The sequence below is a fragment of the Actinotalea sp. Marseille-Q4924 genome, from assembly GCF_916618755.1.
In the GTDB taxonomy this organism is placed as follows: Bacteria; Actinomycetota; Actinomycetes; order Actinomycetales; family Cellulomonadaceae; genus Actinotalea.
Window position 1 is genome coordinate 491855 of record NZ_CAKAKB010000002.1, and the last position, 25559, is coordinate 517413.

23 protein-coding genes are annotated in these 25559 nt (G+C 73.7%); 15 read left to right on the forward strand and 8 right to left on the reverse strand.

The window, feature by feature from the left end:
* The first annotated feature begins 17 nt into the window (after nucleotides 1-17).
* From ilvD to ilvC, 5 genes are all read left to right on the forward strand, one after another.
* The gene (ilvD, locus tag LG379_RS06485; protein WP_225753765.1) at nucleotides 18-1727 is read left to right on the forward strand and encodes a dihydroxy-acid dehydratase; all 1710 of its coding nucleotides are present in this window, start codon (nucleotides 18-20) and stop codon (nucleotides 1725-1727) included.
* 312 nt (nucleotides 1728-2039) lie between these two features.
* The gene (locus tag LG379_RS06490) at nucleotides 2040-3956 is read left to right on the forward strand and encodes an acetolactate synthase large subunit (RefSeq protein ID WP_225753766.1); all 1917 of its coding nucleotides are present in this window, start codon (nucleotides 2040-2042) and stop codon (nucleotides 3954-3956) included.
* Complete coding sequence (locus LG379_RS06495; RefSeq protein ID WP_225753767.1) at nucleotides 3957-4688, forward strand: aspartate/glutamate racemase family protein; 732 nt, start codon at nucleotides 3957-3959, stop codon at nucleotides 4686-4688. It abuts the gene before it with no gap.
* A complete protein-coding gene (gene ilvN / locus LG379_RS06500; RefSeq protein WP_225753768.1) occupies nucleotides 4685-5209 on the forward strand; it encodes an acetolactate synthase small subunit in 525 nt (174 codons plus the stop codon). Before LG379_RS06495 ends, ilvN begins: the two co-directional genes overlap by 4 nt.
* Before the next feature lie 103 nt (nucleotides 5210-5312).
* Nucleotides 5313-6341 carry a ketol-acid reductoisomerase gene (gene ilvC, locus LG379_RS06505; protein WP_225753769.1) on the forward strand — a complete coding sequence of 343 codons (1029 nt, stop codon included), beginning with the start codon at nucleotides 5313-5315 and terminating at the stop codon, nucleotides 6339-6341.
* A 613-nt stretch (nucleotides 6342-6954) separates the two neighbouring features.
* Here ilvC and LG379_RS06510 read toward each other — a convergent pair.
* Complete coding sequence (locus LG379_RS06510) at nucleotides 6955-7944, reverse strand: YihY/virulence factor BrkB family protein (protein ID WP_225753770.1); 990 nt, start codon at nucleotides 7942-7944, stop codon at nucleotides 6955-6957.
* 114 nt (nucleotides 7945-8058) lie between these two features.
* Between LG379_RS06510 and LG379_RS06515 the strand changes: the two genes are divergently transcribed.
* From LG379_RS06515 to cimA, 4 genes are all read left to right on the forward strand, one after another.
* Complete coding sequence (locus LG379_RS06515) at nucleotides 8059-8601, forward strand: ASCH domain-containing protein (RefSeq protein ID WP_225753771.1); 543 nt, start codon at nucleotides 8059-8061, stop codon at nucleotides 8599-8601.
* Between the two features lie 69 nt (nucleotides 8602-8670).
* Complete coding sequence (locus LG379_RS06520) at nucleotides 8671-9714, forward strand: 3-isopropylmalate dehydrogenase (RefSeq protein WP_225753772.1); 1044 nt, start codon at nucleotides 8671-8673, stop codon at nucleotides 9712-9714.
* A gap of 79 nt (nucleotides 9715-9793) precedes the next feature.
* Nucleotides 9794-10909, forward strand: a complete 1116-nt coding sequence (locus LG379_RS06525; RefSeq protein WP_225753773.1) for a branched-chain amino acid aminotransferase — start codon at nucleotides 9794-9796, stop codon at nucleotides 10907-10909.
* A 293-nt stretch (nucleotides 10910-11202) separates the two neighbouring features.
* A complete protein-coding gene (gene cimA, locus LG379_RS06530) occupies nucleotides 11203-12804 on the forward strand; it encodes a citramalate synthase (protein ID WP_225753774.1) in 1602 nt (533 codons plus the stop codon).
* A gap of 36 nt (nucleotides 12805-12840) precedes the next feature.
* Here cimA and LG379_RS06535 read toward each other — a convergent pair whose 3' ends face one another.
* Together LG379_RS06535 and LG379_RS06540 are read right to left on the reverse strand one after the other, a co-directional pair.
* Nucleotides 12841-13905 (reverse strand): glutathione S-transferase family protein, encoded by a 1065-nt coding sequence (locus tag LG379_RS06535; protein WP_225753775.1) that lies wholly within the window; start codon nucleotides 13903-13905, stop codon nucleotides 12841-12843.
* Nucleotides 13906-14043: 138 nt separating this feature from the next.
* A complete protein-coding gene (locus LG379_RS06540) occupies nucleotides 14044-14823 on the reverse strand; it encodes a YggS family pyridoxal phosphate-dependent enzyme (protein WP_225753776.1) in 780 nt (259 codons plus the stop codon).
* A gap of 138 nt (nucleotides 14824-14961) precedes the next feature.
* Here LG379_RS06540 and LG379_RS06545 point away from each other — a divergent pair, with 138 nt between their 5' ends.
* Nucleotides 14962-15360 carry a YccF domain-containing protein gene (locus LG379_RS06545; protein WP_225753777.1) on the forward strand — a complete coding sequence of 133 codons (399 nt, stop codon included), beginning with the start codon at nucleotides 14962-14964 and terminating at the stop codon, nucleotides 15358-15360.
* A gap of 6 nt (nucleotides 15361-15366) precedes the next feature.
* On the opposite strand, the gene ybaK is transcribed toward LG379_RS06545, so the two are convergent.
* Both ybaK and LG379_RS06555 read right to left on the reverse strand, forming a co-directional pair.
* Entirely contained in the window at nucleotides 15367-15861 is a 495-nt protein-coding gene (gene ybaK / locus LG379_RS06550; protein WP_225753778.1) for a Cys-tRNA(Pro) deacylase, read from the reverse strand.
* A gap of 53 nt (nucleotides 15862-15914) precedes the next feature.
* Entirely contained in the window at nucleotides 15915-18593 is a 2679-nt protein-coding gene (locus LG379_RS06555; protein WP_225753779.1) for an RNA helicase, read from the reverse strand.
* Between the two features lie 100 nt (nucleotides 18594-18693).
* Between LG379_RS06555 and LG379_RS06560 the strand changes: the two genes are divergently transcribed.
* Complete coding sequence (locus LG379_RS06560; RefSeq protein WP_225753780.1) at nucleotides 18694-19071, forward strand: hypothetical protein; 378 nt, start codon at nucleotides 18694-18696, stop codon at nucleotides 19069-19071.
* On the opposite strand, the gene LG379_RS06565 is transcribed toward LG379_RS06560, so the two are convergent.
* Nucleotides 19020-20018, reverse strand: coding sequence for a 3-methyladenine DNA glycosylase (locus LG379_RS06565; RefSeq protein ID WP_225753781.1), 999 nt, complete (start codon nucleotides 20016-20018; stop codon nucleotides 19020-19022). The genes LG379_RS06560 and LG379_RS06565 overlap by 52 nt on opposite strands.
* 60 nt (nucleotides 20019-20078) lie before the next feature.
* Nucleotides 20079-21392, reverse strand: a complete 1314-nt coding sequence (locus tag LG379_RS06570; protein WP_225753782.1) for a phosphoribosyltransferase family protein — start codon at nucleotides 21390-21392, stop codon at nucleotides 20079-20081.
* A 95-nt stretch (nucleotides 21393-21487) separates the two neighbouring features.
* Between LG379_RS06570 and LG379_RS06575 the strand changes: the two genes are divergently transcribed.
* The 3 genes from LG379_RS06575 to LG379_RS06585 all read left to right on the forward strand — a co-directional run bounded on the left by LG379_RS06575 (nucleotide 21488) and on the right by LG379_RS06585 (nucleotide 23583).
* Complete coding sequence (locus LG379_RS06575; RefSeq protein ID WP_225753783.1) at nucleotides 21488-22165, forward strand: pyridoxal 5'-phosphate synthase; 678 nt, start codon at nucleotides 21488-21490, stop codon at nucleotides 22163-22165.
* A 98-nt stretch (nucleotides 22166-22263) separates the two neighbouring features.
* Nucleotides 22264-22716, forward strand: coding sequence for a ribonuclease HI (rnhA, locus tag LG379_RS06580; protein ID WP_370634460.1), 453 nt, complete (start codon nucleotides 22264-22266; stop codon nucleotides 22714-22716).
* Between the two features lie 51 nt (nucleotides 22717-22767).
* Complete coding sequence (locus LG379_RS06585; protein WP_370634451.1) at nucleotides 22768-23583, forward strand: methyltransferase domain-containing protein; 816 nt, start codon at nucleotides 22768-22770, stop codon at nucleotides 23581-23583.
* Here the strand turns inward: LG379_RS06585 and LG379_RS06590 are convergent.
* Nucleotides 23567-24661: a heparan-alpha-glucosaminide N-acetyltransferase domain-containing protein gene (locus LG379_RS06590; protein ID WP_225753815.1), complete on the reverse strand. Its 1095-nt coding sequence runs from the start codon at nucleotides 24659-24661 to the stop codon at nucleotides 23567-23569. The two genes, LG379_RS06585 and LG379_RS06590, sit on opposite strands and share 17 nt — an antisense overlap.
* Before the next feature lie 63 nt (nucleotides 24662-24724).
* Here LG379_RS06590 and LG379_RS06595 point away from each other — a divergent pair, with 63 nt between their 5' ends.
* Nucleotides 24725-25510 carry a fumarylacetoacetate hydrolase family protein gene (locus LG379_RS06595; protein ID WP_225753785.1) on the forward strand — a complete coding sequence of 262 codons (786 nt, stop codon included), beginning with the start codon at nucleotides 24725-24727 and terminating at the stop codon, nucleotides 25508-25510.
* Nucleotides 25511-25559: the final 49 nt, after the last annotated feature.

Genomic DNA, 25559 nt, shown 5'->3' on the forward strand with positions numbered 1-25559 from the left:
GGTCCTAGACTCCGGCCATGACGCAGACCCCCGACGGTGCCGTCGACATCAAGCCCCGCAGCCGCCAGGTGACCGACGGTCTGGAGGCGACCGCCGCGCGCGGCATGCTGCGCGCCGTCGGCATGGGCGACAGCGACTTCGCCAAGCCGCAGATCGGCGTCGCGAGCTCGTGGAACGAGATCACGCCGTGCAACCTCTCCCTGGACCGGCTCGCCAAGGCCGTGAAGAACGGCGTCCACGCGGGCGGGGGCTTCCCGCTGGAGTTCGGCACGATCTCGGTGTCGGACGGCATCTCGATGGGGCACGAGGGGATGCACTTCTCCCTGGTGAGCCGGGACGTCATCGCGGACAGCGTCGAGACGGTCATGCAGGCCGAGCGCCTCGACGGCTCGGTGCTCCTGGCGGGCTGCGACAAGTCGCTGCCGGGGATGCTCATGGCGGCCGCCCGTCTGGACCTGGCGTCGGTGTTCCTCTACGCGGGCTCCATCGCTCCCGGCTGGGTCAAGCTCTCCGACGGGACCGAGAAGGAGGTCACGATCATCGACGCCTTCGAGGCGGTCGGCGCGTGCGCCCGGGGCCTCATGAGCACGGAGGACGTGGACCGCATCGAGCGGGCCATCTGCCCGGGTGAGGGCGCGTGCGGTGGCATGTACACCGCCAACACCATGGCCTCGGTCGCGGAGGCGATGGGCATGTCCCTGCCGGGCTCCGCCGCGCCGCCGTCGGCGGACCGCCGGCGCGACCAGTTCGCGCAGCGCTCCGGCGAGGCGGTCGTGGAGCTCCTGCGCCGCGGCATCACGGCCCGGCAGATCATGACGAAGGAGGCGTTCGAGAACGCCATCGCCGTGGTCATGGCTTTCGGCGGGTCCACCAATGCGGTCCTGCACCTCCTGGCGATCGCCCACGAGGCCGAGGTCGACCTCACGCTCGCCGACTTCGCGCGCGTCGCGGAGAAGGTGCCGCACCTGGGCGACCTCAAGCCGTTCGGGCGCTACGTCATGAACGACGTGGACCGCATCGGCGGCGTCCCGGTGCTCATGAAGGCGCTGCTGGACGCCGGCCTGCTGCACGGCGACTGCCTGACGGTGACGGGCAAGACGGTCGCCGAGAACCTCGCGGACGTGAACCCGCCGGACCCCGACGGCAAGATCCTGCGTGCCCTGGACAACCCGATCCATCGCACCGGGGGCATCACGATCCTGCACGGCTCGCTCGCCCCGGAGGGTGCGGTGGTGAAGTCCGCGGGGTTCGACTCCGACGTGTTCGAGGGGACCGCGCGGGTCTTCGACCGCGAGCGTGCCGCGATGGACGCCCTCGAGGACGGCACGATCGTCGCGGGCGACGTCGTCGTCATCCGGTACGAGGGCCCCAAGGGCGGACCCGGCATGCGGGAGATGCTGGCCATCACCGGTGCGATCAAGGGTGCGGGCCTGGGCAAGGACGTGCTCCTCCTCACGGACGGCCGGTTCTCCGGCGGCACCACCGGGTTGTGCGTCGGCCACGTCGCGCCGGAGGCCGTCGACGCCGGTCCCATCGCCTTCGTCCGGGACGGCGACCGCATCCGGCTCGACGTCCGCAACGCGACCCTCGAGCTGCTCGTGGACGAGGAGGAGATGGTCGGCCGCCGTCAGGGCTGGGAGCCCCTGCCCCCGCGCTACACGCGGGGCGTCCTCGCCAAGTACGCGAAGCTCGTCCAGTCGGCGTCCAAGGGAGCCGTCCTGGGCTGAGCCCTCGCCACCGGTGGGAGCGGGCGCGCTCCTGCTCCCACCGCGTGGCCGGATGATGGACACGTGAACCACGATGTGAGACCGGCGGGTCGCTGCGTGACACAGCACCTACGCGGGCGTAGGCTGCCGGACGTGCAGACGATCCTCGTAGTACTCGCCTAGGCGCCGGCCGACCGCCAGCCAGGCATCGTCCGCGCGCCGACCCCTCGCAGCCCACCTGACGGGCGGAGGGGCTTTTTCATGTCGGGGCCCCCGCGGCACCGGCACGACCGCAGCACCACCCGCACCACCCGCACCACCAGGGAGAGCGACATGGCACAGGGCACGCAGGCCCCGCCCACGGGGAGCGGCCGTCCGGCCGCCGAGACCGCCCGGCCGCAGCCGGCCGTCACGCCCGCGGACGTACGGCCCGCCGTCGTCCCGGGGCGTGGACCGGCCGGAGGTGCCTCCACGGCCCCCGCGTCGGTCGTCGCGGCCGGCACGCCGATGTCCGGCGCCGAGTCCATCGTCCGCTCGCTCGAGGCGGCCGGCACCGAGGTGGTCTTCGGCATCCCCGGCGGCGCCATCCTGCCGACGTACGACCCGCTCATGGACTCCAGCGCGCTGCGCCACATCCTCGTGCGCCACGAGCAGGGCGCCGGGCACGCGGCCTCGGGGTACGCCTACGCGACCGGCCGGGTGGGCGTCTGCATGGCGACGTCCGGACCGGGCGCCACGAACCTCGTCACCCCCATCGCGGACGCCAACATGGACTCGGTGCCCATGGTGGCGATCACCGGCCAGGTCGGCGCCTCGATGATCGGCACGGACGCCTTCCAGGAGGCGGACATCGTCGGCATCACGCTGCCGATCACCAAGCACAACTTCCTCGTGACCGACCCCGACGAGATCCCCAAGGTGATCGCGCAGGCGTTCCACATCGCCCGGACCGGCCGCCCCGGCCCGGTCCTCGTCGACATCGCGAAGTCGGCCATGCAGACGCAGACGACGTTCACCTGGCCGCAGTCGGTGGAGCTGCCGGGCTACCACCCGGTGACCAAGCCCCACGCCAAGCAGATCCGCGAGGCCGCACGGCTGCTGGCCACGGCCCGCCGGCCGGTGCTGTACGTCGGTGGCGGCGCGATCCGCTCGGGTGCGAGCGCCGAGCTGCGGCGCCTCGTCGACCTGTCCGGCGCGCCGGCCGTCACGACGCTCATGGCGCGCGGCGCGCTTCCTGACTCCCACCCGCAGCACCTCGGGATGCCGGGCATGCACGGCACGGTCCCGGCCGTCGCGGCGCTGCAGAAGGCCGACCTCATCGTCGCTCTGGGCGCCCGCTTCGACGACCGCGTCACCGGCAAGCTCTCGTCGTTCGCGCCGCACGCCACGATCGTGCACGCGGACATCGACCCGGCGGAGATCGGCAAGAACCGCCGCGCGGACGTGCCGATCGTCGGTGACCTGCGCGAGGTCATCGCCGACCTGCTCCCGGAGCTCACCCGCGAGCACGCCCAGCACGGCAAGCCGGACCTCGAGGCGTGGTGGCGCCAGATCGACGACTGGCGCGAGACCTTCCCGCTCGGCTACACCGACCCCGACGACGGGCACCTCGCCCCCCAGCGGGTCATCCAGCGCCTCGGGGAGATCGCGGGCCCGGAGGCGATCTACGTCGCCGGCGTGGGTCAGCACCAGATGTGGGCGGCGCAGTTCATCCGCTACGAGCGCCCGAGCTCGTGGCTGAACTCCGGCGGCCTGGGGACCATGGGCTACGCCGTGCCGGCGGCCATGGGCGCCAAGGTCGGCGACCCCGACCGGACCGTCTGGGCCATCGACGGCGACGGCTGCTTCCAGATGACCAACCAGGAGCTCGCGACCTGCGCGATCAACGAGATCCCCATCAAGGTCGCGGTCGTGAACAACTCCTCGCTCGGCATGGTGCGGCAGTGGCAGACGCTCTTCTACGAGTCCCGCTACTCCAACACCGACCTGCACACCGGCCACGGCACGGTGCGCATCCCGGACTTCGTCAAGCTCGCAGACGCCTACGGGTGCGTGGGCCTGCGCTGCGAGAGCCCCGCCGACGTCGACGCCACGGTCAAGCGGGCCATGGAGATCGACGACCAGCCCGTCGTCGTGGACTTCACCGTCTCGCGCGACGCGATGGTGTGGCCGATGGTCGCCGCCGGCGTGAGCAACGACGAGATCCAGTACGCCCGCGGCATCAGCCCCGCCTGGGACCGGGAGGACTGAGTGCGGCGGATCGGGCTCATCGGCGGCACCTCCTGGGAGTCGTCGGCCCACTACTACGCGCAGCTCAACGAGGGCGTGCGTGACCGGCTCGGCGGCCTGCACTCGGCCGACCTCGTCCTGCGCTCCGTCGACTTCGCCGAGCTCGTCCCGTTCCAGGAGCGGGGTGACTGGGCGACGCTCGGCGCGCGGTACGCCGCCGAGGGCGCCGCGCTGCGGGCTGCCGGCGCGGAGCTGGTCGGGATCCTCGCCAACACCATGCACCTCGCCGCCGACGACGTCGCCCGCGGCTCCGGCCTGCCCGTGGTGCACGTGGTGGACGCCGTCGCCGAGGCCGCGGCTGCGCTCGGCGTCCGGCGGGTCGCACTGCTGGGCACCGCCTACACGATGCGGTCGGACCTGTACCCGGCGCGGCTGGCACCGCGGGGCATCGACACGATCGTCCCGCAGGGCGAGGACGCGGACCTCGTCCACCGCGTCATCTACGACGAGCTCGTCCTCGGGCAGGTCCGCCCGCAGTCGCGCGAGGCGTTCCGGCAGGTCATCGGGCGTCTCGTCGAGGCGGGCGCGGGCGCCGTCGTCCTCGGCTGCACCGAGCTCGCGATGCTGCTGCCCGGTGACCAGGCGCTGTCACCCGTCCCCGTGCTGGACAGCACGGCCCTGCACGTCCAGGCACTGCTCGACGCGGCGCTCGCGTCCGGGCTCCCGTCCACCGAAGAAGAAGGTGCAGCATGAGCAGGCACACGCTCTCCGTCCTCGTCGAGAACAAGCCCGGTGTGCTGACGCGGGTCGCCGGCCTCTTCGCGCGACGGTCGTTCAACATCCACTCCCTCGCGGTGGGCCCGACGGAGCACGAGGAGATCTCGCGCATCACCGTCGTCGTCGACGTGGACGAGCTCCCCCTGGAGCAGGTGACGAAGCAGCTCAACAAGCTCATCAACGTCATCAAGATCGTCGAGCTCGAGCCCGAGGCGTCCGTCCAGCGCGAGCTCCTGCTCGTCAAGGTCCGCGCCGACGCCTCGACGCGCACGCACGTCCTGGAGATCGTCCAGCTGTTCCGGGCGCACGTCGTCGACGTCGTCCCGGAGGCCGTGGTGATCGAGGCCACCGGCAGCCCAGGCAAGCTCGACGCGCTGCTCTCGGCCCTGGAGCCGTACGGCATCCGGGAGATCGTCCAGTCCGGCACCGTGGCCATCGGCCGCGGCGCCCGGTCCATCACCGACCGAGCCCTCGAGCGCGTGGCGCGCAGCGCCTGACCCGACGTGCCGGGCGGCACCGTCCGCCTGACGGCGGGTCCGCGGAGCCGCCCGCGCCGTCCCCCACACCTGCACCACCACCCAGACACAAGGAGACACCCCCGTGGCAGAGCTGTTCTACGACGACGACGCCGACCTGTCCCTCATCGCCGGCCGCAAGGTCGCCGTCATCGGCTACGGCAGCCAGGGCCACGCGCACTCGCTGAACCTGCGCGACTCGGGCGTCGACGTGACCGTCGGTCTGCGTGAGGGCAGCCCCTCCCGCGCCAAGGCCGAGGAGCAGGGCCTCAAGGTCGCGACCGTCGCCGAGGCCGTCAAGGGCGCCGACGTCGTCGTCGTCCTCGCGCCGGACCAGTTCCAGCGGCACATCTACCGCGAGGAGATCGAGCCCAACCTCGCCGAGGGCGCCGCCCTCGTGTTCGGCCACGGCTTCAACATCCGCTTCGGCTACATCAAGCCCGCCGAGGGCCACGACGTCCTCATGGTCGCCCCCAAGGGCCCGGGCCACCTCGTGCGCCGCGAGTACGAGGCCGGGCGCGGCGTGCCGGTCATCGTCGCGGTCGAGCAGGACGCGAGCGGGCAGGCGTGGGACCTCGCGCTGTCCTACGCGAAGGCGATCGGCGGACTGCGCGCGGGTGGGATCAAGACCACGTTCACCGAGGAGACCGAGACCGACCTCTTCGGGGAGCAGGCCGTCCTGTGCGGCGGCGCGTCGCAGCTCGTCCAGTACGGGTTCGAGGTCCTGACCGAGGCCGGCTACCAGCCCGAGGTCGCCTACTTCGAGGTGCTGCACGAGCTCAAGCTCATCGTCGACCTCATGGTCGAGGGCGGCATCGCCAAGCAGCGCTGGAGCGTGTCCGACACGGCCGAGTACGGCGACTACGTCTCCGGCCCGCGCGTCATCTCGCCCGAGGTGAAGGACAACATGAAGGACGTCCTCGCCGACATCCGCAGCGGCGCCTTCGCCGAGCGGTTCATCGCCGACCAGGACGCCGGTGCCCCGGAGTTCCAGCAGCTGCGTGAGAAGGGTCAGCAGCACCCGATCGAGACGACCGGTCGCGAGCTGCGGAAGATGTTCGCGTGGATCAAGGACGCGGACTCCGACTACACCGAGGGAAGCGCTGCCCGCTGACGTCGTGGTCCGCGACGCAGGAGCGGCCCGCGACGGCAAGGGTGGTGCTTCCCGAGCGATGAGCACCGAGGGAAGCGCCGCCCGCTGACGTCGTGGTCCGCGACGCAGGAGCGGCCCGCGACGGCAAGGGTGGTGCTTCCCGAGCGATGAGCACCGAGGGAAGCGCCGCCCGCTGACCGTTCTGACGGCGCACTGGGTTGCACCGGGCCTCGCTGCGCTTCGGGGCGTCATCTTCACGAGGACCGGAGGTGTCGCCCACAGCGATCCCGCAGACGTGCGGGGCGGGGGTGGTCAGGACACCCCCGCCCCGCACGGTGCTCAGCGGGTCGCTGCGTCCTCCTGCCTCAGGCGAGCGGGACGAGCAGGACCTCGCTGGTGCCGTGGGCGATCTGCGGTCTGCCCAGGTCGGTCCGTCGGGATGAACGCGGTCAGCACGACGTCGCCGTCGGTGAGGGAGGACAGCAGACGACGGTGACGCATGGACCCTGCTCCTCCGGTTCGTGGCGCGCGCGGTGCGGGTCGCTGCCCGCGGGCCCGACGGGCCCTGCCACCACTACGGCGCCACCCGCCCGCCCGGATGCAGCGGACGCCGGCCGTGGCGCCGACGAGCAGGTCACCGCCGGGGGACGCCGGTCCGCAGGCCGGGCGGGTCCGGGCGGCCGACGGCGGTGTCCGCCTTGACGGCGCCGCGGCGGCCGCGGGGTCGGTCGGGGCCCACGGTGGTGTCCTCGTCGGTCTGGTACTCGGCCTCGGCGTTGAGCTCGGCGCCGAGGAGCACGGCCATGCTCGTCAGCCACATCCACAGCAGCAGGACCATGACGCCGCCCAGGGCGCCGTAGGTCTCCGTGTACGAACCGAACCACTGCACGTACCCGGAGAACCCCAGGGACGTCAGCACCCAGATCGCCGTCGCGACGACGGCACCCACGCTCACCCAGGAGCTCCGTGGGGCGCGCCGCTCCGGGGCGTAGCGGTAGATCACCGCCAGCACGACCGCGGACACGAGCGCCAGCGTGACCCAGCGGACCGCGCTCACCACCACCGGCGACACCCGAGTGGTGTCGACCGCGAACGGGACGACGGCGACGAGGCCGACCAGGAGCGTGAACGTGAGGATCGCGCCCACGGTGAAGAGCAGCGCCATCCCACGTCGCTTGACGAAGGAGACCCGTTCCGTCTCGTCGTACGCGAGGTTCACCGCCGTGATGAGGTTCGCGACCCCGACGGAGGCCGACCACAGGGCGGTGACGATGGAGACGACGAAGCCGATCGACAGGCCCTCCGCGTCCTTGGCGACGAGGTCCCGCATCTGGAGGGTGACGAGCTCGGCCGCCGAGCTGGGCAGGACCGCGGCGACGTTCCCGACGTGGCGGTCGACGTCGCCGGGATCCGCGACGAGGCCGTAGAGGAGCACGGCGGCGATGAGGGTCGGGAAGAGCGCGAGGAAGGCGAAGAACGCGACGCCCGCGCCCACGAGCGGGACGCGGTCCTCGGCCGACTGCTGCAGCGCGCGGACCAGGACCTGCCACCAGCCGCGCGGCGGGATCTCGTCGGGCTCGTGTGCGTGCGCACCGGGATGGTGCTCCTCGACGGGCGCGCCCACGGGGCCTCCTCAGGTGGTGACCGGACCAGTGTCCCGAAGCACGTCCGACCGCGCACGGCGCCGTCGTCACGGGGTCCGCGACCCGACCGGTGCCACGTGGGGGAGACTGACGTCATGAGCGACCCCGAGGACCTCACCTCCGCCGAGCAGCTGACGCCGCTCACGCCCGAGGAGGAGGAGCGCGCCGCCGAGCTGCAGCGCTTCTGGGAGGTGGCGAGGGCGCGCGCCGGCCTCGCGCGGCTGAGCGCCGTCGTCGGGGAGGGCGTGCTGGCGACCGTGCCACCGCCGGTGGGCCGGCTCGCGACCGACCCTGACCTCGCCGACGCGCGGCTCGCCCTCGTGCTCGGGGGCACCGTGACGGCGGTGAGCGCGCCGCTCGCCGAGCTCGAGGCGCACGGGGCCGAGCTGCCGCAGGTGGACGACCTCTGGATCGCTGCCGACGGTGCGGGGCGTCCTCGGGCCCTGCTCCGGACGACGGCGGTGGACGTCGTCCGGCTCGGCGACGTCGACCCGGCGCTCGTGCGGGCGGAGACGGGGGACGACGACGTCGCCGCGTGGCGCCAGGACACCGCCGCGGCCCTGCGCGACTCGCTCGGCACCGTCCCGGACGACGACGTCGAGCTGGTCGTCGAGAGGTTCGTCGTCCTCCACCCGTGAGCGCACGGATCGTCCGGATGGCGGGATCCGCGTCCCGGGTCGTGGGACGGTTCGGCTAGGGTCTCGGGCATGGCACGCATCGTGAAGCTCGCCGTCGTCGCGGGGGACGGCATCGGGACCGAGGTCGTCGAGCAGGGGCTGGCCGTCCTGGACGCGGCCGTCGCCGGGTCCGGCGTCTCGGTCGAGACCACCGAGCTGGACCTGGGCGCGCGCCGGTGGCACGCCACGGGGGACACCCTCACCGACGAGGACCTCGCCACGATCCGCCGGCACGACGCGATCCTCCTCGGCGCGATCGGTGACCCCGGCGTGCCGTCGGGCGTGCTCGAGCGCGGCCTCCTGCTGCGCCTGCGCTTCGAGCTGGACCACTACGTCAACCTCCGGCCCGGGCGGCTGTACCCCGGAGTGCGGTCGCCGCTGGCGGAGCCCGGGGAGATCGACTTCGTCGTGGTGCGCGAGGGCACGGAGGGGCCGTACGTCGGCAACGGCGGCGCCATCCGGGTGGGTACCCCGCACGAGGTCGCCAACGAGGTCAGCGTGAACACCGCCTTCGGCGTCGAGCGGGTCGTCCGCGACGCCTTCGCCCGGGCCCAGGCGCGCCCCCGCAAGCACCTCACGCTCGTGCACAAGCACAACGTGCTCGTCCACGCCGGCCACCTGTGGCGCCGGACCGTCGAGCGCGTCAACGCGGAGTTCCCCGACGTCACGACGGACTACCTGCACGTCGACGCGGCGACGATCTTCATGACGACCAACCCGTCGCGGTTCGACGTCATCGTGACCGACAACCTGTTCGGCGACATCATCACCGACCAGGCGGCCGCGATCTGCGGCGGCATCGGCCTCGCCGCCTCGGGCAACATCAACCCCGACCGGACGTCGCCGTCGATGTTCGAGCCCGTGCACGGGTCCGCGCCCGACATCGCCGGTCAGGGCAAGGCCGACCCCACCGCGACGGTCCTCTCGGTGAGCATGCTGCTCGCCCACCTGGGTCTGGACGACGCCGCCGCCCGGGTGGAGCGCGCCGTCGCGGCGGACCTCGCCGAGCGGGGCGCCCGAGTACGGTCGACGGCCGAGGTGGGCACCGACCTCGCCGCCCGCGTCAGCGGGTAGCCGCTCGTCGTGCCGCGTCGGCCGTCACCCCGGTACCGTCTGGGACCGAGCGGGCTCACGCCCCGGTGAAAGGATCGACATGAGCACCACTGCTGCTGCTGCTGCATCGACCGCGGACCGCTTCGACGTCCGCCCGAGCACGACCGCCCGGTCGAGCGACGAGCGCGACGCGATCCTCCGGGCCCCCACCTTCGGCACGGCCTTCTCGGACCACATGGCGCGCGTCTCCTGGACCGCCGACGGCGGCTGGCAGGACCGCCGCGTCGAGGCGTACGGCCCGCTGGTCCTCGACCCGGCCACCGCGGTCCTGCACTACGGGCAGGAGATCTTCGAGGGTCTCAAGGCGTACCACCACGCCGACGGGTCCGTGTGGACCTTCCGGCCCGAGGCCAACGCCGCGCGGTTCGCCCGCTCCGCGCGACGCCTCGCGCTGCCGGAGCTGTCCGCCGAGGACTTCCTCGGCTCGATCGAGGCGCTCGTGCGCACGGACCTCGCGTGGGTGCCCTCGGGCGAGGAGACGAGCCTCTACCTGCGTCCCTTCATGTACGCCTCGGAGGTCTTCCTCGGCGTCCGGCCCACGAGGCAGGCCGAGTACGTCCTCATCGCCTCCCCGGTCGGGCCCTACTTCGCCGGCGGCCTCAAGCCCGTGTCGATCTGGGTGGTCCGCGACTTCCACCGGGCCGGGCCGGGGGGGACCGGTGCGGCGAAGTGCGGTGGCAACTACGCCGCGAGCCTCCTGCCGCAGCAGCAGGCGCAGGCGCAGGGCTGCGACCAGGTGTGCTTCCTCGACGCGCCCACCGGCTCCTACCTGGAGGAGCTGGGTGGCATGAACGTCTTCGTCGTCCGCGCCGACGGGTCCGTGACGACTCCGGAGCTCAACGGCTCGATCCTCGAGGGCGTGACGCGCTCGTCCATCCTCACCCTGCTCGGGGAGGCCGGCCACGACGTGCAGGAGCGCCCTGTCCCGCTGCAGGAGGTCCGCGACGGCCTGCAGGACGGCTCGATCACGGAGATGTTCGCGTGCGGCACGGCGGCGGTCGTCACGCCGATCGGCCGGCTCGCGAGCGACGACTTCGACCTGACGGTGGGGGAGGGCCAGACCGGTGCGGTCACGTCCGCGGTCCGCAGCCGCCTCACGGACATCCAGTACGGCAGGGCGGAGGACCCGCACGGCTGGATGCGCCGGCTGGTCTGAAGCACGTCGGACAGGGTGGCGCATCCCACGATGCGGCCACCCTGTCCGGCTCGCGGACGCTGTGGCATGATGGCGCCGTGACCTGGATCACCCTCATTATCGAGTAGCGCGTTCGGCCGACCCGCCGGACGCGCAGACCTCCCGTACCCCGGGGGGTCTTTTTGTTGGTCCGGGCACCACCCCCGCCCGGACCGAGGCACAGCCGGCACCACCCCTCGCCGGCGGGAGCACGACCCAGGCAGCACCGGCCGCACCCGCAGCCCCGTGACGGGGCCGGACGAAGAGAGCACGACGTGGAGACCACGACCTTCGACGTCTACGACACGACGCTGCGTGACGGCGCCCAGCAGGAGGGGATGAACCTCTCCGTCGCGGACAAGCTCACCATCGCCCCGCTCCTGGACGAGCTGGGCGTCGGCTACATCGAGGGCGGCTGGCCCGGCGCCATCCCGAAGGACACGGAGTTCTTCCGCCGGGCCGCGAAGGAGCTGGACCTGCGGCACGCCGAGCTGGCCGCGTTCGGGTCCACGCGCAAGGCCGGCAGCCGGGCGTGGGAGGACGCCCAGGTGCGCGCCCTGCTCGACGCCGAGGCCCCCGTCGTCACCCTCGTGGCCAAGAGCGACATCCGCCACGTCGCGCGGGCCCTGCGGACCACGGGCGAGGAGAACCTGGCGATGATCTCGGACACCGTGGCCTTCCTCGTGCGCGAGGGCCGGCGGGTGTTCCTCGACGCGGAGCACTTCTTCGACGGGTACCGGTACGACCCCGACTACGCCCTGCGCGCGGTGGAGGCGGCGTTCACCGCGGGGGCCGAGGTCGCCGTGCTGTGCGACACCAACGGCGGGATGCTGCCGGACCGGGTCCACGAGGTCGTCCAGGCGGTCCGGGAGCGGGTCGGTGGACGCCTCGGCATCCACGCCCACAACGACTCGGGCTGCGCGGTGGCGAACAGCATGGCCGCCGTGGCCTCGGGCGCCTCGCACGTGCAGGGCACGATCAACGGCTACGGAGAGCGCACGGGCAACGCCGACCTCCTCACCGTCGTGGCGAACCTCGAGCTCAAGGAGGGCCGCCGTCTGCTCGCCGGCGACGGGCTGCGGGAGATGACCCGGATCGCCCACGCGATCAGCGAGGTGACGAACATCGCGCCGTTCGCCCGCCAGCCGTACGTGGGCGCCAGCGCGTTCGCGCACAAGGCGGGGCTGCACGCCAGCGCCATCAAGGTCGACCCCGACCTGTACCAGCATGCCGACCCGATGGCCGTCGGCAACGACATGCGGATGCTCGTCTCCGACATGGCGGGCCGCGCCTCCATCGAGCTCAAGGGCCGCGAGCTGGGCTTCGACCTGTCCGGTCAGGGGGAGCTGCTGTCCCGCGTCACGAACCGGGTCAAGGACGCCGAGGCGCAGGGCTACACCTACGACGCGGCGGACGCGTCCTTCGAGCTGCTCCTGCGGGAGGAGCTCGACGGCGCCCGGCCTGCCTTCTTCCGGACCGAGAGCTGGCGCGTCTTCGTCGAGACCGTCCCCGGCGACCCGACCGACGCCTCCAGCGAGGCCACGGTGAAGGTGCACGTCGGCGGGGATCGCGTCATCGCGACCGGAGAGGGGAACGGTCCGGTCAACGCCCTCGACCACGCCCTCCGCAAGGCCCTGCGGCCGTGCTACCCGGAGATCGAGCGCTTCGAGCTCATCGACTTCAAGGTGCGGATCATGGACACGCAGCACGGCACGGACGCCACCACGCGCGTGCTCGTGGAGACCATGGACACCGGCGCGGAGACGACGTGGAGCACGGTGGGCGTCGGTCCGAACATCGTCGAGGCGTCGTGGGAGGCGATCGTCGACTCGATCGTCTTCGGGCTCCTCCGCGCGGGGGTCGGGGCGCGGCCCTGAGGCCTTCCGCGACGACGCCCGGTCCGGGCGGCGTCGTCAGCTGCTGAAGGCGCCGGACTGACGGCCGAGCGGCGTGTGCGCGGGGTCCACGCGCTCGCCCTCGCGGACCTGGCCCGGCGCCGTCCCGGACCCGAACGGTCGCCCGCCGAGCGCCTCGCGGCCGTGGGCGGTCACCCAGCCCGACAGGTCCGGGCCCTTCGGCACGACCTGGGTGGGGTTGATGTCCGTGTGGACGACGTAGTAGTGCTCCTTGATCTGCTGGAAGTCCACCGTGTCGCCGAACCCGGGCGTCTGGAACAGGTCCCGCGCGTACCCCCACAGGGCGGGCATCTCGCTGAGCTTGTTGCGGTTCGCCTTGAAGTGGCCGTGGTAGACCGCGTCGAAGCGCACGAGCGTGGTGAAGAGCCGCACGTCGGCCTCGGTGATCGTGTCGCCCACGAGGTAGCGCCGGGTGGTCAGGTGCTCCTCGAGCCGGTCGAGGGCGGCGAAGAGGCGGTCGTAGGCCCGCTCGTAGGCGTCCTGCGAGCCGGCGAAGCCGCAGCGGTAGACGCCGTTGTTGACGTCCCGGAACACCGTGTCGTTCATCCCGTCGATCTCGTCGCGGAGCCGCTCGGGGTACAGGTCCGGCGCACCGGCCCGGTGGTGCGCGCGCCACTCGGTGGACAGGTCGAGGGTCAGCTGGGCGTAGTCGTTGGTGACGACGGCGCCGGTCGTGACGTCGACCATCGCGGGCACCGTGATGCCCCGGGGGTACTCGGGGTCGCGGCGCAGGTACGCCTCCTGCAGGCGCTCGATGCCCAGCACCGGGTCCCGGCCGTCCGGGTCCAGGTCGAACGTCCAGGAGCGGGCGTCGTGCGTGGGCCCGGGTGTGCCCAGCGAGATGGCGTCCTCGAGACCTAGCAGCCGCCGCACGATGATGGCGCGGTTCGCCCACGGGCACGCCCGGGCCGCGACGAGGCGGTACCGCCCGGCTTCCGCCGGGAACCCGTCCTGACCGTCCGCCGTGATGCGCGTGGCGATGTACCGGGTGTCGCGGGTGAACTCCTTGCCCTTGACGGTGTACGTCCCGCCGGTGCTGTGCTCGGGGTGGTGCTCGGTCACCGAGGCCTCCTCAACTAGTTCACGTTTCAACTAGTCTACGCCGAGGCGCGGGTCGGCGCCAGGGGTCGCGGCGGGTGCGCCGGCCCGCAGACTCCGCCCCGGTCAGACCGGCCGGTAGACGTGCAGGTCGACCGCTGGTCACGGGGCGCCGCGTCCGTGTCGGCCGGCGTCGTCAGCGGCGCCGTCCGCCTGCCGGGGTCGCGCACCGAACACCGCGGTGCCGATCCGCACCATCGTCGACCCCTCCTCGACGGCGACCTCGAGGTCCCCGCTCATGCCCATCGACAGCTCGCGTGCGGCCGCCGTCCCCGGCGCCCCGGACGCGAGGACCTCGTCGCGCAGGCCCCGGAGCCGCGCGAAGCCCTCACGGACGACCGCGTCGTCCTCCGTGGCGGCGCCGATCGTCATGAGGCCCACGAGCCGCAGGCGCGGGAGCGCCGCGACCGCCCGGGCGAGCTCCACCGCCTGCACCGGCTCGACGCCCGACTTGCTCGGCTCGCCGGAGACGTTCACCTGGACCATGACGTCGAGGTCGCGGTCGGTGGTCCCGCACCGCCGGGAGAGCCGCTCCGCCAGAGGGAGGGTGTCGACGCTCTGCACGCAGTCGGCCCAGCGCAGCGCCGCGTTGACCTTGTTGGACTGCAGGTGGCCGATGAGGTGCCACCGTGGGCGCAGGTCGGCGAGCTCGGGCGCCTTCGCGACGAGCTCCTGGACGGTGTTCTCCCCGAGCAGGGTCCCCCCCGCGAGCACCGCGTCGCGGACGACGGCGGCCGGCATGCGCTTCGAGGCCAGCAGCAGCCGCACCTCGGCAGGGTCCCGGCCCGCCGAGCGAGCGGCGGCGGCGACGCGGTCCTGCGCGGCGGCCAGCCGGGCGGCGAGGCCGCCGTCGGGCGCGTCGGGCGGGTGCGTGGCGGTCACGCGCGTGACTGTATTCCGGGCCGATCGCAGACCGTCGACGGCACCGGCGCGGCCCGGCACGATCAGGGGCGCACGATCAGGGGCGGGTCCGGTGGTTCACCGATGTCGGAGCCCGGTACCAGGGGAGAGGCTGGGGACGTGAAGACCCTCCTCAACGTCATCTGGCTGTTCTTCGCCGGCGCCTGGCTGGCGCTGGGCTACGTCGCCGCCGGCATCGTGTGCTGCCTCCTGGTCGTGACGATCCCGTTCGGCATCGCGGCATTCCGGATCGCCGGCTACGTGCTCTGGCCGTTCGGTCGCACGGTGGTGGACAAGCCGGGCGCGGGGGCGTGGTCGACGCTGGGGAACGTCGTCTGGCTCGTGGTGGCAGGGGTGTGGCTCGCCATCGGGCACGTGGTCACGGCCATCCCGCTGTTCGTGTCGATCATCGGAATCCCGATGGGCATCGCGAACCTCAAGCTCATCCCGATCTCGCTGCTGCCGCTCGGCAAGGAGGTCGTCCCGACCGACCGGCCCTTCGCGGAGCCGGTCCGCTGAGCGCCGTCAGCCGCGGGCCACGTCGGCGACGACGGCGCCGGTGAGCCGCACCAGGTCCGCCGGTGCGAGGCCGATGTCCAGCCCGCGCCGGCCCCCCGACACGTAGACGACGTCGAAGAGCTCCGCCGTCTCGTCCACCACCGTCCGGTGCCGGGCGCGCTGGCCGAGCGGGGAGATGCCGCCGACGACGTACCCCGTCGCCCGCTCGGCGACCGGCCGGTCGGCCATGACGGCGCGCTTGGCGCCCACGGCGTGCGCGAGCGCCTTGAGGTCGAGCAGACCCGTCACCGGGACGACGGCGACGGTCAGCTCCCCGTCGACCACCGCCATGAGCGTCTTGAACACCTGCTCGGCGGGGACGCCGATCGCCTGCGCCGCCTCCAGGCCGTACCCGAGGTCCGAGGCAGGGTCGTGCTCGTACGGGTGGACGGTGTGCGCCACCCCGGCCGCCTCGAGGGCGACGAGCGCGGGCGTCCCGGACGGACCCTTCTTCCTGGCCACGGCGCGACTCTACGAGAGCGCCGGGTCACCCCACGAGCGCGCGGGGCGCGCCGTCAGAGTCGCCCGGCCGCCGTCACGACGAGCGCCGGCTCCCCGCGCTCGTCGCTCGCAGCCAGGTCGACGACCACGTCGATGCGCCAGTCGCGGTCACCGGCCGGGTCCTCGAGGACCTGGCGGACCTCCCAGCGCTCGGCAGTGCCGTCGGCGGCCGGCCGTTCCGTGATCATGAGGAGGGCCGGACCCCGCGCGTCCGGACCGGTGCCCATCTCGTCGTGCTCGTCGAAGTACGGGTCCAGCGCGTCGGCCCACCGGTCCGCGTCCCACGCAGCGCCGTCGGCGTCCACGTCGCCCAGCGCCCCGAGGGCCGCCCAGCGCTCGCGGGCGGCCAGCTCCACCCGGCGGAAGAGCGCGTTGCGGACGAGCACGCGGAAGGCGCGGCGGTTGGCGGTGATGCGGGTCGTCGTCGTGCCGTCGCCCAGGTCGGCCGGCTGCGCCGAGCCGTCGCGGCCGGCCGCGAAGGCCTCGGGGTCGCGGAGCCGCTCCCACTCATCGAGCAGGCTGGAGTCCGTGCCACGGACCAGCTCGCCCAGCCACTCCAGCAAGTCCTCGAGCTGCTCGTCGCGTCGCTCCGCCGGGACGGTCTGGCGCAGGGCGCGGTACGCGTCGGCGAGGTAGCGCAGCAGGACGCCCTCGGTCCTCTCCAGGCCGTACACCGAGACGAACTCCGTGAACGTCATCGCGCGCTCGTGCAGGTCGCGCACGACCGACTTCGGCGAGATCTGGTGGTCGGCGACCCACGGGTTGCTGCGCCGGTAGATCGTGAAGGCGGCCTCCAGCAGCTCGGCGAGCGGCTTGGGGTAGGTGACGTCCTCCAGGAGCGCCATCCGCTCGTCGTAGTCGTACCCCTCGGCCTTCATGGCGGCCACGGCCTCGCCGCGCGCCCGGTTCTCCTGGGCCGCGAGCACCTGGCGGGGGTCGTCCAAGGTCGCCTCGATGACCGACACGACGTCCAGCGCGTACGACGGCGCCTCGCGGTCCAGGACGTCCAGGGCGGCGTACGCGAAGGGCGACAGCGGCTGGTTGAGGGCGAAGTCGGGGGGCACGTCCACGGTGAGCCGCACGGTCCACCCCGCACCGTCCTGGCGGCGCACGCGCTCGACCACCCCGGCGGTCCGGAGCGAGCGGTAGATGCGGACAGCCTGGCGCGCGTGCCGGCCGCGAGCCGCCTCCGGCTCGTGATTGTCCGTGAGCAGCCGGCGCATCGCCGCCACCGGGTCGCCCGGCCGGGACAGGACGTTGAGGACCATCGCGTGGGTGACGGCGAAGCTCGACGTCAGCGGCTCGGGCGGGGCGTCGCGGAGCCGCTCGAACGTCTTGTCGGTCCAGTTGACCGAGCCCTCCGGTGCCTTCTTCCGGACGATCTTCTTCAGCTTCTTCGGGTCGTCGCCCGCCTTGGCGAGCAGCTTGCGGTTCTCGACCACGTGGTCCGGCGCCATGACGAGCACCTCTCCCACGGTGTCGTAGCCCGCACGGCCCGCACGGCCGGCGATCTGGTGGAACTCGCGCGCCGACAGGTGGCGCATCCGCACGCCGTCGTACTTGACGAGAGACGTGAGCACGACGGTGCGGATGGGCACGTTGATGCCCACGCCGAGGGTGTCGGTGCCGCAGACGACAGTGAGCAGCCCCTTCTGGGTCAGACGCTCCACGACCCGGCGGTAGCGCGGCAGCATGCCGGCGTGGTGCACGCCCACGCCGTGCCGCAGGAACCGGGAGAGCGTCCTGCCGAAGCCGGTGCCGAAGCGGAAGGCGCCGAGCTCCTCGGCGATGGCGTCCCGCTGGGTCCGCGAGGCGACCGCGCTGGACAGGAGCGACTGCGCCCGCTCGACGGCGTCCTTCTGGGTGAAGTGGACGAGGTAGACGGGAGCCCGCCGCGTGTGCACGAGCTCCTCGACCACCTCGTGCAGCGGCTCGACGACGTAGGAGAACGTCAGTGGCACGGGCCGCTCGGCGTTCGCCACCTCGGCGACCGGGACGCCCGTGCGCCGACGCAGGTCCTCGGCGAAGAACGTCGTGTCGCCCAGCGTCGCCGACATGAGCAGGAACTGGGTGCGGGGGAGCTCCAGCAGCGGCACCTGCCAGGCCCAGCCGCGCTGGGGGTCGGCGTAGAAGTGGAACTCGTCCATCACGACCTGGCCGACGGCGTCCTCGCCGGGCACCGCCGGGTCGTCGACGTGACCGGGCGCCTCGGCGATGCCCTCGCCGGTGCGCAGCGCGATGTTCGCCAGGATCTCCGCCGTGCAGCAGATGATCGGGGCCCCGGGGTTGACGCTGCTGTCGCCGGTCATCATCCCGACGCGGTCCGACCCGAACGCCGCGACCAGGTCGAAGAACTTCTCGCTGACGAGCGCCTTGAGCGGCGCCGTGTAGTAGGTCCGGCGTCCCTGGGCCAGGGCCACGAAGTGCGCCGCCATCGCCACGAGCGACTTCCCCGAGCCCGTGGGCGTCGACAGGATCACGTGCGACCCCGTGACCAGCTCGAGCAGCGCCTCCTGCTGGGCCGGGTACAGGTCGAGGCCGCGCTCGGCGGCCCAGCCCACGAACGCCTCGTAGAGCGCGTCGGGGTCGTGGGGGTCGTCGGGGATGCGGGCGGCCAGGTCGGGCACGGGCTCCGTCGGGGCCCGTGACGGGCCGGTCGACGTCGCGATGGAGGTGCCGGGGGAGGAGGTCATCGCCGCCATCCTCGCAGGCGTCACCGACGGGCGGGCCCACGGGGCGTCCGGCCCTTGCGCCCGGAGGCGCGCGGGTGTCCTCTGGTGGTGGAGGTGCACCATGTCCGCCGTCGCACCAGCCTCCCCGCCCCTGGGCCGCCCGTACACCGCGGCCCGTCGCCACCTGCGCCGCGCCTGGGTCGCCGTGGCTCTCGTGCCGGTCGCGTTCGTGGTGGCGATGCTCGTCGGTGACGGTGTGGGGTCGCTCCTCGGGTACGAGAGCGGCTCCGTCGACCCGACGCCCGAGGTCTTCCTCCTCGCAGGCCTCCCCGCCACCGTGATCGGCCTGGCCCCCGCGGTCTTCGCCCTCGTCAACGGCCGGCGTGCCGAGCGTGAGGGTGAGCCCCAGGGCCTGGTCCCCACCGTGATCGGCGCTGTGGTGGCGCTCTACTGGCTCGCGACGCCGATCCTCACGGGGGTCGCCGGGCTGCTCGGCTGAGGAGCCGGTCGGTCGCCGCCGACAGCGGTGCCGCACAGGTCCGCCAGCCGCGCCCGCAGCGGTGCAGCGCGCTCGGAGAACGCACGCTGCCGGCGCACGTACTCCGCCTTGCCCTCCGGCGTCTCGACGGCGACCACCGGCTCACCGAGGGCGCTGACGTCGTACGGCGAGGCCTGCATGTCCAGGCGCCGCACGTCCGACGCGAGCCGGAAGGCCTCGAGCAGCACGTCGCCCGGGACGAGCGGGCCGAGCTTGAGCGACCACTTGAGCAGGTCCATGGTGGCGTGCAGGCAGCCGGGCTGCTCCATCGCGGGCTGCGTCTCGCGGGTCGGCTGCAGCGCGTTGCGCCCGGTGGCCTCCGGGGTGAAGAACCGGAAGGCGTCGAAGTGGGAGCACCGGATCGCGTGCCGCTCGACGACGGCGTCCGTGCCCTCCCTCCCCAAGCGCAGCGGGAGGGCGTGCCGGCGGCCGACGTCGTCCTGGCGGTACACCATCGCCCACTCGTGCAGCCCCAGGCAGCCCAGGTGAGCGGGACGCGCCGCCGTGGCGACGAGCAGGTCACGGACGTAGCGCACCGTGCCCGCGCGGTCGGCGAGGTACGCGTCGAGGTCGAGCCCCACCGCGTGGTCGTCGTCCGTCGTGTACCAGCGCCAGGCCGCGTGCGGGGCCGGCCCGTCGGGACCCGGCGCGAGGCGCACGCCGGCACCCGGGTGCCAGCGGCGCAGGGCGGCGGGCTTGAGCGCGTAGTACTCGTAGAGGAAGTCCTCGACCGGGTGCTTCTCGCCGGTGGCGCGCCGCGCGCGGTGCGCGGCGGTGAGGGCGTCGGCGTGAGCGGCGTGCTCGTCCGCGTGCCGCCGCCACTGCGTCGGGGTGAGGGTGAGGGGCGCGGGCGACGTCGCGACGGTCTCGGGCTCGAAGGGGCCCGACGGAGCGGTCGGGGACGTCACGCCCCGAGGGTACGTCGCCCGCTCGTCGTCGGACCGGCGGTCGAGCTCACGGGGCTGCGTTCACGCCCGGAGCCGCTCCGGGCCGCCGTCCCGGTGCCGTCGCGCACGGAGGTGCTCGACGAACCAGTCCCGCGCCGCCTCGGCCACCACGTCCAGCGTCCCCGGCTCCTCGAAGAGGTGCCCGGCCCCGGGGACGACGACGAGCCGGGCCTCGCAGCGCAGCATCCGCAGCGCGCGCTCGTTGAGGTCCAGCACCACGGGGTCGTCCTGCCCGACGACGAGCAGCGTGGGGACCCGCACGGCCGGCAGGCGCAGGGCCGCGAGGTCGGGCCGTCCGCCGCGCGAGACGACCGCCGCGACCGGTGAGCCCGGCTCCGCCGCGGTCAGGAGGGCGACGGCTGCGCCCGTGCTGGCCCCGTAGAGCCCGATCGGCAGGCCGGCCGTCGTGGGCAGGTCCGTGAGGTGCCGGACGACGAGGCCCAGTCGTGCCGCCAGCAGCTCCACGTCGACCGGCGTCGCGTGGCCGTCCTGCTCGGTCGGGTCGAGCAGGTCCAGCAGGACCGTCCCCAGCCGCGCCTCCTGCAGCACCCGCGCCACGGCCCGGTTGCGGGGGCTGTGCCGGCTGCTGCCGGTCCCGTGGGCGAACACCACCAGACCTCGCGCGCCTGCCGGCAGGACGAGGTCGCCGACGAGGCCGGCACCGTCCGCCGGGACCGCCATCGTGACGTGCGAGGGCGGCGCGACCCCGGACAGGCACGCCAGGACCTCCTCGTCGCTCGTCTGGCGGAAATCGTCGTAGAACTCGCCGATCGAGCCGAGAAACCGCGGGGTGCGGACCGCCACGAGCTCGTCGGCGGCACCCGCGAGCCGCCCCTCCCAGCCGGCCGGCGCCACGGGGACGGCCAGGACCACGTGCGTGGCGCCGAGGGCCCGGACGACCTGGCACGCCGCGCGGGCCGTGGAGCCGGTGGCCACCCCGTCGTCGACGACCACGGCCGTCCGGCCCGCCACGGGTACCCGGGGGCGGTCCCCGCGGAACCGTGCGGTGCGGCGCTCGAGCTCCGCGCGCTCCCGGGTCGCGACCTCCTCGAGGTCGCCCCGGCTCAGGCGGGCCGACCGCAGGACGTGCTCGTCGACGACCATGACGCCGCCCTCGCCGACGGCGCCCATCGCCAGCTCCGGCTGCCAGGGCACCCCCAGCTTCCGTACGACCACGACGTCCAGGGGCGCTCCGAGCCACTCGGCGACCTGCGCGGCGACCGGCACGCCGCCGCGTGGCAGGCCGAGGACGACCACGTCGCGACCCCGGAGGTGCTCCAGCAACGGTGCGAGCCGGCGGCCCGCCTCCTCACGGTCGGTGATAGCGCATGTCACCACCCCCACCTCCACCATGGCCCCGGTGGGCCCCGCCGTCCATCCGTCCACCCGTCCGCCGTCCGAGGGACGCCGCCTGGGCTAGCGTCGGGGCCATGTCGCGCCACGCGGACGACCCGTCGGGCCTGCGCCGGACGCTGCGCCGGCTCCCCGCGCTCGCGGGCGACCTCCCGGTGCTCGACCCGGCCTCGTTGCCCGCCGACCCCGTGACCGCCTTCCTCCGGTGGCTCGAGGAGGCCCTGGACGCCGGCGTCCCCGAGCCGCACGCGGTGACCGTCTCGACGGTCGACGGCGCCGGGCGTCCGTCGTCGCGCGTGGTCGTGCTCAAGGACGTCGACGAGCAGGGCCGGTGGGTGTTCGCGACCGACCGGCGCAGCGGCAAGGCACGCGACCTCGGCACGAACCCCGCGGTCGCGCTGTCCTCCTACTGGCAGCCGCAGGGTCGCCAGGTCCGGGTCACCGGCACCGCCGTCGCGCTCGATGCCGACGAGTGCGCCGCGGACTTCCTCGCCCGCTCACCGGCGTCGCGGGCGGCCGCCTTCGCGACGCGGCCGGGGGAGCCGTTGCCCGACGTGGCCACCCTGCACGTGGCCCTGGCGCGGGCTCGCCAGCACGTCGACGCGCACCCGGACGCCGTGCTGGCCGACTGGGTCGTCTACGCGGTCGTGCCCGAGGCGGTGGAGCTCTGGCAGGGCTCGGGCACGCGGGCGCACCAGCGCGTCGTCTACGCGCGGGACGGCGACGGCTGGAGCCGCACCCTCGTCTGGCCCTGACGCGCCCGTAGGGTGGCGCCGTGCCGACGCCCCCGACCACGCCGCCGCACGCACCGGCGGCCCCCGAGCCGTCCCCGGCCGCCGCCGCGGGCCCGGTCGTGGAGATCTGGACGGACGGCGCCTGCAAGGGCAACCCGGGTCCGGGTGGCTGGGGAGCGCTGCTGCGCTCCGGCAGCCACGAGCGGGAGCTGTTCGGCGGCGAGCCGGTGACCACGAACAACCGGATGGAGCTCAGCGCCGTCATCGAGGCGCTCGGGGCCCTCAACCGGTCGTGCAGCGTCACGCTCCACGTCGACTCGACCTACGTCATGCACGGCATGACACGCTGGATGGCGGGCTGGAAGCGCAACGGGTGGCTCACCGGCGAGCGCAAGCCGGTGAAGAACAAGGAGCTGTGGGAGGCGCTGGACCGCCAGGTGCGCCGCCACGACGTCACCTGGGTGTGGGTGAAGGGCCACGCGGGCGACCCGGGCAACGAGCGCGCGGACGCGCTCGCCAACCGTGGTGTCGAGGTCGCCCGAGTGACGCCCCTCGCTGAACCGTCCCGCTGAGCGAGACGGAGTGTGTCGCACGTTGATACGGCGGGCGGCCTCTGACTCACTGTGGGCGTGAGCGCCGACGTCTACACCCATGGTCACCACCGCAGCGTGGTCCGGTCGCACGCCCGGCGGACGGCGGCGACCTCCGCCGCCTACCTGCTCCCCTTCCTGCAGCCCGGGCAGCGCGTGCTCGACGTCGGCTGCGGGCCGGGCAGCATCACGGTGGACCTCGCGCGCGCGGTCTCGCCCGGGGAGGTGGTCGGGGTCGACCGCGCACGGGCAGCCGTGGACCTCACCCGGGACGCCGCAGGCGCGGCCGACCTCCCGAACCTCAGCGCCGAGGTCGCCGACGTGCTGGACCTGCCCTTCGACGACGCGAGCTTCGACGTGGTGCACGCGCACCAGGTGCTGCAGCACGTCCCGGACCCGGTCGCGGCGCTGCGCGAGATGCGTCGGGTCACCCGGCCCGGTGGTGTGGTCGCCGTGCGGGACGCGGACTACGCCGCGACGACGTGGTACCCGCCGTCGGCGGGCCTGGACGAGTGGCTCGCGCTGTACCACGAGGTCACCGAGGCGAACCGGACGGAGGCCGACGCGGGCCGCCGTCTGCTGCACTGGGCGCTCGAGGCGGGCTTCCGCGCCGACCGGCTCACGCCGGGGGCGTCGGCGTGGTGCTTCGCGACGCCGGAGGACCGTGCGTGGTGGGCCGGCACGTGGGCGGAGCGCGTGACGTCGTCCGGGTTCGCGGAGCACGCGCTGCGCGAGGGCCTGGCCGACGACGTCGCGCTGGAGAGCCTGGCGGAGGCGTGGCGCGAGTGGGGTGAGGCGCCCGACGGCTGGTTCGCGATCCTCCACGGCGAGCTCATCGCGCGGGTCTGACCGGCTCCCGTTCGACGGCGGCCGCGGCGACCACGCCGGACACGGCATGGAGCACGCGCTCGAGCGGCCCGCGGCCGAGCGTGGCCTGCCAGGCCGTCGTCAGTGCGAGCGTCACCACCACGAACGCGACCAGGTCGCCGTTCCCCGGGCCCCACACCGCCTCGTCGCCCAGCACCGCGATCGCGACGACGTGCACGACGTACGCGGTGAGGGCCAGCGCCCCCGTCGCGGCGAGGGGCGTCAGCAGCGCGGGCACCCGTCGGGCTGCGGCCAGGGACACGGCGAGGACCAGCAGGGCGACCCCGACGTTGCCGACGACCTCCGGGAGGGTGTCCGCGTGCGGCTCGGCGGTGAGCAGCGCGCGCAGGACGCCGGCGTCCGCGGGCAGCGCCCGCATCGCGGCGGCCGCCGTGCCGTAGCCGGCGACGAGGGCGACCGCCCCCACGACGGCGAGCCGGCGCGCCGTCGTCGGTGCGCCGAGGTCCTGGCGTCCGACGGCGAGGCCGACGAGCAGGTACGCGAACCAGACCACCACCGGGTAGTGCTCGCCGACGAGGACGTCGACCGGCGGCAGCAGGGCGTCGCCCGTGCCCGCGACCCCACGGGCGGCGAGCGCGACCGCCGGGCCCACGACGGCGACGGCCGCTGCGACGGCGAGCAACCAGCGCGGTGGCACCCGCAGGAACGGCGTGAGCAGCGCGAACATCACCGCGTACGCCGGCAGGATCACCGCGACGGGCGTGCGGAGCAGGACCAGGAACGCCCCCAGGGGCAGGAGCATGGCCGCCCGGGCGAGGATGCGCACGCGGGCGTACCGCAGGAGCTGCCCGGTCGGCGGCGTGGGACCGCCGCTGAGCAGCGCGGCGGACAGGCCGGCGAGCAGGGCGAAGGTCGCGGCCGACCGGCCGTCGGCGACCTGCAGCCAGCCGTCGCCGGACCAGAAGTCCGGACCGCCGGCCCCGACGTGCGCGGCGAACATGCCGAGCACGGCCAGGCCGCGGGTGGCGTCCACGCCGGCCAGGCGCGCCCCGGCGGCCGTCCGTGGACCGGTGCGTGCGCCGTCGTCGGTCGTCGGCATCCCCACCCGTCGCAGCCTACGGCCGGCCGCGGCGGCGGGGGCCGCAGCGCCTACGCTGCGGGCATGCGCATCGCCAGGTTCACCACAGGGGACGACCCCCGCTACGCGCTCGTCGAGGGCGAGCCCGGCCAGGAGCAGCTCGTCGTCATCACCGGCGACCCGATCTACATGCCCGTGCAGCCGACGGGGGAGCAGATCCCCCTGGACCGCGACGACGTGCGCCTCCTCGCGCCGGTCATCCCCCGGTCCAAGGTCGTGGGCGTGGGCCGCAACTACGCCGACCACGCCGCCGAGCTCGGCAACGAGGTGCCCTCCAGCCCGCTGCTCTTCCTCAAGCCGAACACGAGCATCATCGGCCCCGACGACCCGATCGTGCTGCCGTCGTGGAGCGAGGACGTGCACCACGAGGCCGAGCTGGCCGTCGTCATCGGGAAGGTGACCAAGGGCGTCTCGCCCGAGCAGGCCCTGTCGCGGGTCTTCGGCTTCACCGTCGCCAACGACGTGACGGCGCGCGACATCCAGCGCTCGGACGCCCAGTGGACCCGGGCGAAGGGCTTCGACGGGTCGTGCCCGATCGGGCCGTGGGTCGTGCCGGGGCTGGACGTCGACGACCTCGCCGTCCGCTGCCGCGTCAACGGCACGACGACGCAGGACGGTCGCACGCGCGACCTCGTTTTCGACGTCGCCACGCTCGTCTCCTACGTCTCGGAGGTGTTCACGCTCCTGCCCGGGGACGTCATCCTCACCGGCACGCCGGCGGGCGTCGGGCCGATCCGCCACGGCGACGTGGTGGAGTGCGAGGTCGAGGACATCGGGGTGCTGCGCAACCCGGTCGTCCGCCGGGACTGACCGCGGAGGGTCCGCGGGGCGTCCTCGCCGCGAGCCGGCCGGTCCGGTG

Bases quoted from the DNA above. Each gene is read 5' to 3' on its own strand.
- LG379_RS06560 (WP_225753780.1), top strand. From the start codon at position 18,694: ATGTCCGCCGTCGCACCAGCCTCCCCGCCCCTGGGCCGCCCGTACACC.
- LG379_RS06575 (WP_225753783.1), top strand. From the start codon at position 21,488: ATGTCGCGCCACGCGGACGACCCGTCGGGCCTGCGCCGGACGCTGCGC.
- LG379_RS06490 (WP_225753766.1), top strand. From the start codon at position 2,040: ATGGCACAGGGCACGCAGGCCCCGCCCACGGGGAGCGGCCGTCCGGCC.
- LG379_RS06555 (WP_225753779.1), bottom strand. From the start codon at position 18,593: ATGACCTCCTCCCCCGGCACCTCCATCGCGACGTCGACCGGCCCGTCA.
- LG379_RS06525 (WP_225753773.1), top strand. From the start codon at position 9,794: ATGAGCACCACTGCTGCTGCTGCTGCATCGACCGCGGACCGCTTCGAC.
- ilvD (WP_225753765.1), top strand. From the start codon at position 18: ATGACGCAGACCCCCGACGGTGCCGTCGACATCAAGCCCCGCAGCCGC.
- LG379_RS06515 (WP_225753771.1), top strand. From the start codon at position 8,059: ATGAGCGACCCCGAGGACCTCACCTCCGCCGAGCAGCTGACGCCGCTC.
- LG379_RS06590 (WP_225753815.1), bottom strand. From the start codon at position 24,661: ATGCCGACGACCGACGACGGCGCACGCACCGGTCCACGGACGGCCGCC.
- LG379_RS06595 (WP_225753785.1), top strand. From the start codon at position 24,725: ATGCGCATCGCCAGGTTCACCACAGGGGACGACCCCCGCTACGCGCTC.
- LG379_RS06520 (WP_225753772.1), top strand. From the start codon at position 8,671: ATGGCACGCATCGTGAAGCTCGCCGTCGTCGCGGGGGACGGCATCGGG.
- ilvN (WP_225753768.1), top strand. From the start codon at position 4,685: ATGAGCAGGCACACGCTCTCCGTCCTCGTCGAGAACAAGCCCGGTGTG.